Origin of the sequence: Kineococcus mangrovi, assembly GCF_041320705.1 — a bacterium.
GTDB lineage: Bacteria > Actinomycetota > Actinomycetes > Actinomycetales > Kineococcaceae > Kineococcus > Kineococcus mangrovi.
In genome coordinates, this window is sequence record NZ_JBGGTQ010000008.1 from 209,562 (window position 1) to 218,018 (window position 8,457).

General features: G+C 74.2%; 9 protein-coding genes. 7 read left to right on the forward strand and 2 right to left on the reverse strand.

Annotated features, from left to right (window positions below; all coding sequences use genetic code 11):
- Nucleotides 1-94: 94 nt before the first annotated feature.
- The 6 genes from dnaK to AB2L28_RS17135 all read left to right on the forward strand — a co-directional run bounded on the left by dnaK (nucleotide 95) and on the right by AB2L28_RS17135 (nucleotide 5,215).
- Nucleotides 95-1,969 (forward strand): molecular chaperone DnaK, encoded by a 1,875-nt coding sequence (dnaK, locus tag AB2L28_RS17110; protein WP_370720189.1) that lies wholly within the window; start codon nucleotides 95-97, stop codon nucleotides 1,967-1,969.
- Nucleotides 1,969-2,559, forward strand: coding sequence for a nucleotide exchange factor GrpE (grpE, locus tag AB2L28_RS17115; RefSeq protein ID WP_370720190.1), 591 nt, complete (start codon nucleotides 1,969-1,971; stop codon nucleotides 2,557-2,559). The genes dnaK and grpE overlap by 1 nt, the downstream gene beginning before the upstream one ends.
- A gap of 40 nt (nucleotides 2,560-2,599) precedes the next feature.
- On the forward strand, nucleotides 2,600-3,661 hold the full coding sequence (locus AB2L28_RS17120) for a DnaJ C-terminal domain-containing protein (RefSeq protein ID WP_370720191.1): 1,062 nt from the start codon (nucleotides 2,600-2,602) through the stop codon (nucleotides 3,659-3,661).
- A 31-nt stretch (nucleotides 3,662-3,692) separates the two neighbouring features.
- Entirely contained in the window at nucleotides 3,693-4,130 is a 438-nt protein-coding gene (locus tag AB2L28_RS17125) for a heat shock protein transcriptional repressor HspR (protein ID WP_370720192.1), read from the forward strand.
- Nucleotides 4,131-4,199: 69 nt separating this feature from the next.
- Nucleotides 4,200-5,066 carry an aminoglycoside phosphotransferase family protein gene (locus AB2L28_RS17130; protein ID WP_370720193.1) on the forward strand — a complete coding sequence of 289 codons (867 nt, stop codon included), beginning with the start codon at nucleotides 4,200-4,202 and terminating at the stop codon, nucleotides 5,064-5,066.
- Entirely contained in the window at nucleotides 5,063-5,215 is a 153-nt protein-coding gene (locus AB2L28_RS17135; RefSeq protein ID WP_370720194.1) for a hypothetical protein, read from the forward strand. Before AB2L28_RS17130 ends, AB2L28_RS17135 begins: the two co-directional genes overlap by 4 nt.
- On the opposite strand, the gene AB2L28_RS17140 is transcribed toward AB2L28_RS17135, so the two are convergent.
- Complete coding sequence (locus AB2L28_RS17140) at nucleotides 5,216-5,962, reverse strand: class I SAM-dependent methyltransferase (RefSeq protein WP_370720195.1); 747 nt, start codon at nucleotides 5,960-5,962, stop codon at nucleotides 5,216-5,218. It abuts the gene before it with no gap.
- A 77-nt stretch (nucleotides 5,963-6,039) separates the two neighbouring features.
- Here AB2L28_RS17140 and AB2L28_RS17145 point away from each other — a divergent pair, with 77 nt between their 5' ends.
- Nucleotides 6,040-6,558, forward strand: a complete 519-nt coding sequence (locus AB2L28_RS17145) for a hypothetical protein (protein ID WP_370720196.1) — start codon at nucleotides 6,040-6,042, stop codon at nucleotides 6,556-6,558.
- A 63-nt stretch (nucleotides 6,559-6,621) separates the two neighbouring features.
- Here the strand turns inward: AB2L28_RS17145 and AB2L28_RS17150 are convergent.
- Nucleotides 6,622-8,457 (reverse strand): phosphatase PAP2 family protein (locus AB2L28_RS17150; protein ID WP_370720197.1); only part of this gene is annotated, 1,836 nt, incomplete at its 5' end.

Consider the following 8,457-nt stretch of genomic DNA (forward strand, 5'->3'; position numbering starts at 1 on the left):
GTTCACGGAGTCTCGGCTTGACAGATCCGAGGCGGTCCGCGAACTTGAGTGGAGAACGCTCAACAGCTCCACTTCGCTCGGGAGGGCATCCACCATGGCACGTGCGGTCGGCATCGACCTCGGGACCACCAACTCCGTCGTCTCCGTCCTCGAGGGCGGCGAGCCGACGGTCATCGCCAACGCCGAGGGTGGGCGCACCACGCCCTCCGTCGTCGCCTTCGCCAAGAACGGTGAGGTGCTGGTCGGCGAGATCGCCAAGCGCCAGGCCGTCACCAACGTCGACCGCACGATCCGGTCCGTGAAGCGCCACGTCGGCACCGACTGGACCGTCGAGATCGACGACAAGAAGTACACTCCGCAGGAGATCAGCGCCCGCATCCTGCAGAAGCTCAAGCGCGACGCCGAGAGCTACCTCGGCGAGACCGTCACCGACGCCGTCATCACCGTCCCGGCGTACTTCTCCGACGCGCAGCGCCAGGCCACCAAGGAGGCCGGCGAGATCGCGGGGATGAACGTCCTGCGCATCATCAACGAGCCGACCGCGGCGGCCCTCGCCTACGGGCTGGAGAAGGGCAAGGAGGACGAGCTCATCCTCGTCTTCGACCTCGGCGGCGGGACGTTCGACGTGTCCCTGCTCGAGGTCGGCAAGGACGACGACGGGTTCTCCACCATCCAGGTCCGCGCGACCTCCGGTGACAACCACCTCGGTGGTGACGACTGGGACCAGCGCGTCGTCGACCACCTGCTCAAGAAGGTCCAGGGGTCCTACGGGATCGACCTGTCCAAGGACAAGATCGCGATGCAGCGCCTCCGCGAGTCCGCCGAGCAGGCCAAGAAGGAACTCTCGACGGCCACCAGCACCGGCATCTCGCTGCAGTACCTGTCGATGACGGAGAACGGCCCCGTCCACCTGGACGAGCAGCTGACCCGCGCGCAGTTCGAGCAGATGACCCAGGACCTGCTGGACCGCACCAAGAAGCCGTTCCACGACGTCATCCGCGACGCCGACGTCAAGCTCGCCGACATCCACCACGTCGTGCTCGTGGGCGGTTCCACCCGCATGCCGGCCGTGACGAACGTCGTCAAGGAGCTGACCGGCGGCAAGGAACCCAACAAGGGTGTGAACCCGGACGAGGTCGTCGCCATCGGCGCGGCCCTGCAGGCCGGTGTCCTCAAGGGTGAGCGCAAGGACGTCCTGCTCATCGACGTCACCCCGCTGTCCCTGGGCATCGAGACCAAGGGCGGGATCATGACCAAGCTCATCGAGCGCAACACGGCCATCCCGACCAAGCGCTCGGAGGTCTTCACGACCGCCGACGACAACCAGCCCTCGGTGCTCATCCAGGTGTTCCAGGGCGAGCGCGAACTGGCCCGCGACAACAAGCCGCTGGGCACGTTCGAGCTGACCGGCATCGCCCCCGCCCCCCGCGGGGTCCCGCAGGTCGAGGTCACCTTCGACATCGACGCCAACGGCATCGTGCACGTGAACGCGAAGGACCGCGGCACGGGCAAGGAGCAGTCGATGACCATCTCCGGCGGCAGCGCGCTGTCGAAGGAGGACATCGACCGGATGGTCAAGGACGCCGAGCAGCACGCGAACGAGGACAAGCAGCGTCGCGAGGAGGCCGAGGCCCGCAACCAGGCCGAGGCGCTCGTCTACCAGACCGAGAAGTTCGTCGCCGACAACTCCGACAAGCTGCCCGACGACGGCAAGGCCAAGGTCGAGTCCGCCGTGGCGGAGCTGAAGACGGCGCTGAACGGCACGGACGCGGCCGAGATCAAGGCGAAGTCCGACGCCGTCGCGCAGGCCTCCCAGGAACTGGGCGCGGCGATGTACGCCGCGCAGCAGTCCGAGGGCGCGCCGGCCGGTGACGCGGGTGCCCAGGACGGCCCCGACTTCAGCAAGAGCTCGTCCTCCGACGAGGACGTGGTGGACGCCGAGGTCGTCGACGACGAGAAGGACAAGTGATGTCGGAGGAGTTCGCCGAACCCACCGTGGTCCGCGACAACCGACGCATCGACCCCGAGACGGGTCAGGTGCGGAGCCAGGGCGAGGACCTCGCCGCCGACGCCGAGACCCCCGCGGCCCCGGCCGCGGGGGGCCCGGACGACGGGGCCGCCGACGCCGAGCTGGAGGCCGCGAACACCCTCGCGGCCTCGCGGCTGGACGAGCTGCAGCGGTTGAACGCGGAGTACGTGAACTACAAGAAGCGGGTCGACCGCGACCGCGACGTCGCCAAGAACGCGGCGGTCGCGGGCGTGGCCGAGGCCCTGCTGCCGGTCCTGGACGACCTCCACCTCTCGCGCGAGCACGGTGACCTCACCGGCCCGTTCTCCGCGATCGCGGACAAGCTCGAGGCGACGCTGCACCGGTTCGGCCTCGAGCGGTACGGCCAGGACGGCGAACCGTTCGACCCGGCCGTGCACGAGGCGCTCATGCACAGCCACTCCGACGAGTACGAGGTGGCGACGTGCACGAAGGTCCTGCAGCCGGGGTACAAGCTGGGGGAGCGGATCCTGCGTCCGGCCCGCGTCGCGGTGGCCGACCCGCAGGGATGACCTGCCACGACCAGCACGAGACCGAGGGAGGGGGACGCCGGTGAGCATGCAGGACTGGGCCGAGAAGGACTTCTACGCGGTCCTCGGCGTCTCCCACGACGCCGACGCGGCCGAGATCAAGAAGGCCTACCGCAAGAGGGCGCGCACCCTGCACCCGGACGCGAACCCGGGTGACGCGGCCGCCGAGCAGCGTTTCAAGGAGGTCGGCGAGGCCTACGCGGTCCTGTCCGACCCCGAGCAGCGTCAGCAGTACGACGGCATCCGCGCCATGGTCGGCGGCGGCGCCCGCTTCTCCTCCGGGGGATCGGGCGGCGCGGCCGGCGGCGCGGGGTTCGAGGACCTCCTCGGCGGGTTGTTCGGCCAGGGCCGCGGCGGGGCGCCGGGCGGCGTCCGCTTCGGCACCCCCGGCGGTGGTGCCGGTGGGGGCGCCGGCGGAGGTTTCGAGGACCTCCTCGGCGGGTTGTTCGGGCAGGGCGGCGCTGCTCCCGGGGGTTTCCCGGGTGGTTTCGGTGGCGCCGGCACCCAGACGCCCGCGCGCGGTCAGGACCTCGACGCCTCGGCGCGCGTCACCTTCCGCGACGCCCTGGAGGGCAAGACCGTCTCCCTGCGGGTCCCCGACCCGCGGGGTGGCCCGGCCCGGACCGTCAACGCGCGGCTGCCGCAGGGCGTCCGCGACGGGCAGAAGGTCCGGTTGCGCGGCAAGGGGCTGGCCGGTCCCGGCGGCACGGGCGACCTGCTCGTCACGGTGCACGTCGAACCGCACCCGGTGTTCCGCCGGGACGGCGACGACCTGCGCATGACGCTGCCGGTGTCGTTCGACGAGGCCGTGCTCGGCGCGACGGTCGAGGTCCCGACCCTGGACGGCGCGACCGTCAAGGTGAAGGTCCCCGCCGGGACGCCGTCGGGCCGGTCGCTGCGGCTCAAGGGCCGCGGGGTCAAGCGGTCCCGGTCGACCGACGAGCGGGGCGACCTGTTCGTCACGATCGAGGTCGTCGTCCCGCAGCGGGTCGACGGGGCCGTGCGCGAGGCCGTCGAGGCGTTCGCGAAGGCGACGGCCGGCGACGACCCGCGCGCCGGGCTCGCCGACCGCGCCCGCAGCTGACGGGCCGGCACCACGACGAGACGGGGACGAGATGAGGAGGGGAGCGGTGTACCAGGACGACAGTCCGCTGTTCGTGATCTCGGTCGCGGCCGAGCTCGCGGGGATGCACCCGCAGACGCTGCGGCAGTACGACCGCCTCGGCCTCGTCTCCCCGAGCCGGGCCCGTGGGCGGGGCCGCCGGTACTCCGCGCGGGACATCGCCCAGCTGCGGGAGGTGCAGCGCCTGTCCCAGGAGGACGGGGTGAACCTCGCGGGCGTCAAGCGGATCCTCGACCTCGAGAACCAGGTGCTGGCCCTCGGGCAGCGCGTGGCGGAGCTGGAGACCGAGATCGCGATCGTCCGGCAGCAGGCCCGGCGGATCTTCGCCGCCGGGGTGGCCGGTGACATCGTCGCCACCCCCATGGGTCGGCGGCCGGAGTCGCAGCGCTCCACCGCGCTCGTCGTCTGGCGGCCCGACCGCAGCCGCTGAACCCCGCTGGGGAACACCCGGAACCCCGTCCACCGCACGGTGGGCGGGGTTTCCTGCTTCCCTGGTCCGGTGGACGACGCCGCACTGCCCTGGGCCGTCGCCGTGCTCCGTCGCGCGGGGGCCGGTCCCGGGTCCGCCGAACTCGTCAAGGACCGCCCCTGGTCGACGGTGTGGCGGTTGCCGACGACCACCGGCCCGGTGTGGCTCAAGGCGTGCCCGGTGCGCACCCGGCACGAGGTCCGGTTGCTGTCCGCCCTGGCCCGCTGGGGCGTCCCGCACGTCCTGGTCCCGCTCGCGGTCGAGGAGGACCGCGGCTGGGTGCTGCTGCCCGACGGCGGCCCGACCGTCCGGGACGTCCTGCTGGACCCCGTCGCGGCCGGGGGTCGCTGGCGTGACGTGCTGGCGGCCTACGGCGAGGTGCAGCGCGCCACCGCTCCCCACGCCGACGACCTCGTGGCGCTCGGTGTCCCCGACCTCCGGCTGCCGCAGCTGCCCGCGGCCTTCGAGCGGCTGGCGCAGCGCTGGGCGCCCGACGTGCTCCCCCTGCTGCCCCGCGTGCGCGACGAGGCCGCCGAGCTCGCCGCCGCGGGGTTGCCCGCGACGTTGCAGCACGACGACCTGCACGACGGCAACGTCTTCACCGTCGGGGCGCGCCCCTTCGACTGGGGCGACGCCTGCGTCGGCCACCCCTTCACCAGCCTGCTCGTCGCCCTCGACGCCGCGCCGGAGGGGCCGTCCCCCGACCCGCGCGGTCCTGCCGCCGCCTACCTCGCGGGGTGGCCCGGCCTCCCGGACCCCGCCCGCGTCCTGCAGCTCGCCGTCCGGCTGGCCGTCGTCAGCCGCGCCGACAGCTGGGACCGGGCCCTCGCCGGGTGGCCGGACCCCCCGGCGGGGTTCCGGGACGCGCCCGGGGACTGGTTGCGGCGGCTGCGGTGAGCCCTCGCGTTGTCCGGCTGGTGGTCGTGCTGCGCAGCGCCCGGCACGGTGTCGCGACCCTGGAGGCCGGCGGGGGTTCCCCGCTCGGCGCCGACGTCGAGGAGCGCTCCACCCGGCTCGTGGAGTTCCTCGACCGCGGACTGCGCTGATCACCGCCGGGCCCGCAGCAGGAACCGCCGCTCGGTGAACCGCAGTTCCGGGCGTGCGTGCAGGGCGAGCAGGGACCCGGCGCAGCCCTCGACCGTGAAACCCGCCGGCAGTTGCCACGGGACCATCCGCAGGAACGACACCAGGGTCGCCACGTCCGCGAACCGGACCGGGCCGCTCCACGACTCGGCCACCTCGACACCGAGCCCGGCGGACCGCGCGGCACGGCCGGCGTTCTCGAGGGTCACGTCCGGGAACGCGGGTCCGGTCCCGAACACCGCCGCGAGGTCGTCGAGGTTCCGCCCGTCGACCTGCTGGGTCAGGAACGTCCCGCCCGGTCGCAGCACGCGGGCCACGTCGTCGGCCGCGTAGGCCGTGTGCCGGGACAGGACGACGTCGAAGCGGCCGTCGGGGAAGGGCAGCCGGTCCCGCGCCGCGTCGTGCGCGACGACGCCGACACCGAACGGGGCGAGTGCCGCGCGGGCGACGGGCAGGTTCGGCGCCCAGCCCTCCGTGGCGTGCGTGTCCGGGGGCAGGACGTCCGCCAGTCCGGTGAGGAACTCCCCGCCCCCGGTGCCGAGGTCGAGCGCGGAACCCGCCCCGGTCAGCGACTCGCGGGCGAGCGCCGTGTACGACCAGGGGGGACCGGAGGTCTGCACGACGTCGGTGAGCGCTGTGAACGACCAGCCCGAGACGGGTTCGGCGAACCGCCGCGACCAGTCGGCGAGGAGGTCGGCGGTGGGGTCCACGCCTCCACCGTCTCCCCGTTCGGCTGTCCGGGGCAACCGGGTTGGTGCGGGCCCGCGACGGGATCGACACTGAGCGCGTGTGGTGGCGCTGGTACACGGCCCCCGCCTGGTGGCGGGTCCTCGAGTTCAGCGTCCTGTTCGCAGCCGTCTACGCGGTGGGTGCCGCCGTCACGGGTCCGGACGGGACGGGCTTCACCCTCTGGACGGGTCTCGTCGCCGGCCTCGTGGTCGGTCTGTCCCTCGGGACGCGGACGGCGGCCGCACGGCGGCGTCTCGTCCGCTCCCTGCCCCCGGGGACCACCCCGGAGCAGGTGCGCGCCGCCGTCCGCGCCAGTCGTCGCGGGCCGGTCCCGCACGACCCGGTCGTGCGGGTCGTCGCGACCGTCCTGCTGCGGCAGCGGGTGGCCGGGGCGCTCGGCACCCGCCGGTGGTCCGCGGTCGTCGGCGCCGTCGGGACGGTCGTGGGCGTCGTGCTCGCCCTGACGTCGGAGCCGGGCGGGTGGTTGCTCGCGGCGGTCTTCCTCCACGCGCTCGTCGAGGCGTTCTGGGCGCCCCGCCGGCTGGCCGGGCGGCTCGTCGTCGTCGCCGACGACTGATCCACGCGCGCCCGGGGCCGGATCGGCGCGGCGGTGCGCCGACCCGGCCTGCCCGGCGGTGCCTCAGCCGGCGAGCCGGCGCACACCGACCCCGTGGCGCGTCGCCACGAGTTCGGCCCGGCCGCCGCCGATGACCACGACCGCGCCGAACCCGCCGCGCACGGAACGGGCTTGCAGCACGGGCTGAACCTCCCCGACGCGGCAGTCGTCGGCCAACTCCACCTCCAGCCGGCTGCCGGGCGCGAGCGTCGCCGTCCCGCGCACGGTCAGCGGAGCGTGCCGACCACCCGCGGGGACGTGCAGGACGGCGCCCGGGGCCTGCGTCAGGTTCCCCTCGACCCGGAGTTCCGACGCGAGGGTCAGCGTGCCCCCGCGCAGGTCGACGTCCCCGCACCCCAGCGCCGCCGCGGACGCCGCGACGAGTTCACCCGCCTCGAGGCGAACCCCACCGCGGAAGGAGTTCCGGCCCGTGAGGGCGAGCCGGCCGGAACCACGCTTGACGAGCCCGCCCGCGCCGCCGATGTCGTTGCGCCACGCGTCGGTCGCGCAGAAACCTCCCGCGGCGGCGTCCAACCGCACCGCGACGGTCGTGTCGAAGCGGCCGTAGCCGTCGGCGGCGTCGAAGAGGTTCAGCCGTCCCCACAGCTCCGGGCCGTCCAGGACCGGGTACCCCGACGGCAGGGCCGTCGAGCGCAGGACCTCGCGGCGCTGGTCCCGGTCGAGGTAGGGGTGCCGGGTTTCCAGCAGCACCTCGGCCCCCTTCGGGACGACCATCGCGCGCCGTGGTCCGGTCCGGGGGAAACCGAGGGTCAGGTGGTCCAGGACCTGCGCGCGCACGGCGTCGCGGTCGAACGCGGTGAGTTCCACGAGTCCGGTGGCGTCCTGGCCGGTGGCGTCCTCGAAGTGGGCGAGCGCCGTGGCGCGGGCCGCGGTCTTCACGGCCGCGTTCGCCGGGTCGGCCAGGGTCGCGGCGGCGAGGGCGGTGGCCAGCGTCCGCCCGCCGAGCACGTCCAGCGGCGAGTGCATGCCCGCGACGATCCGCAGGTGCGAGCGTTCGAGGGCCCGGGTCACGAGCGCCTGGTAGCGCTCGGGGACGGCGTGGGCGTAGGCGAGGGCCGCGAGGTGGAAGGCGTTGGTGTGACCGCTGGGGTAGCCGCCGTCGGTCTCGGGGGTCGTCGAACGCTGCCGCAGCAGCGTGGGCACGACGGCCACGTCCGAGCGGTAGACGGGGTAGCCGAGGGCGTCGGTGCGGCCCGTCGGCTGGACGGTGCTGTCGGGGGCGAGCCGCCACGGGCGCGGGTACTGCAGGACGTTCTTGCTGGGGTTGCTGGAGGCGAACGGTCCGCGGACGGTCTGGACGAGGCGGACGACGTCCCCGAGGTCGGAGTCGACCGACCCGGCGCCGGTCGCCGCGCCCGCGGGGGCGTCCTCGGGGACCTCGTCCTCGATCTTCGTCGGCGGTGTCGTCGCCGGCGCCCGGGTGATGCTCGTGACCGCCAGGCTGCCGTCCAGGTACGGCCGGGCCAGCGGGCCCAGGCCGGCGATGAGCGCGTAGCTCTGGTCCTGCCGGTCGGCGACGAAGGCCTCCGCCGCCTGCTCGGCGGTGCGCGCGGCGGTGGTGCGGGCGCAGTACCGCACGTTGCGGCGCAGCGTTCCCGGGTCCAGGACCCGGCCGGTGTCCCACGTCGGGCCGGTCCGCCAGAACCGGCCGAGGTCCGACAGGACCCGCACGGCCGCGTTCGTCTCGGCCGTCGTGTTCGCCGCGACGTTCGTGCGGTAGCTGTCGACGAAGGCCGGGGCCGGCGGTGCCGGCGGGGCGGCCTGCGCGGTGCGGGCCGGCGTGAGCAGGGCGGCGGGTGCGGCGAGCCCGACGGCGAGCAGGCTGCGGCGGGTGGGGGC

Excerpts from the sequence above, each read along its gene's own strand:
- dnaK (WP_370720189.1), top strand. The coding sequence starts at position 95 with ATGGCACGTGCGGTCGGCATCGACCTCGGGACCACCAACTCCGTCGTC.
- AB2L28_RS17125 (WP_370720192.1), top strand. The coding sequence starts at position 3,693 with ATGAGGAGGGGAGCGGTGTACCAGGACGACAGTCCGCTGTTCGTGATC.
- grpE (WP_370720190.1), top strand. The coding sequence starts at position 1,969 with ATGTCGGAGGAGTTCGCCGAACCCACCGTGGTCCGCGACAACCGACGC.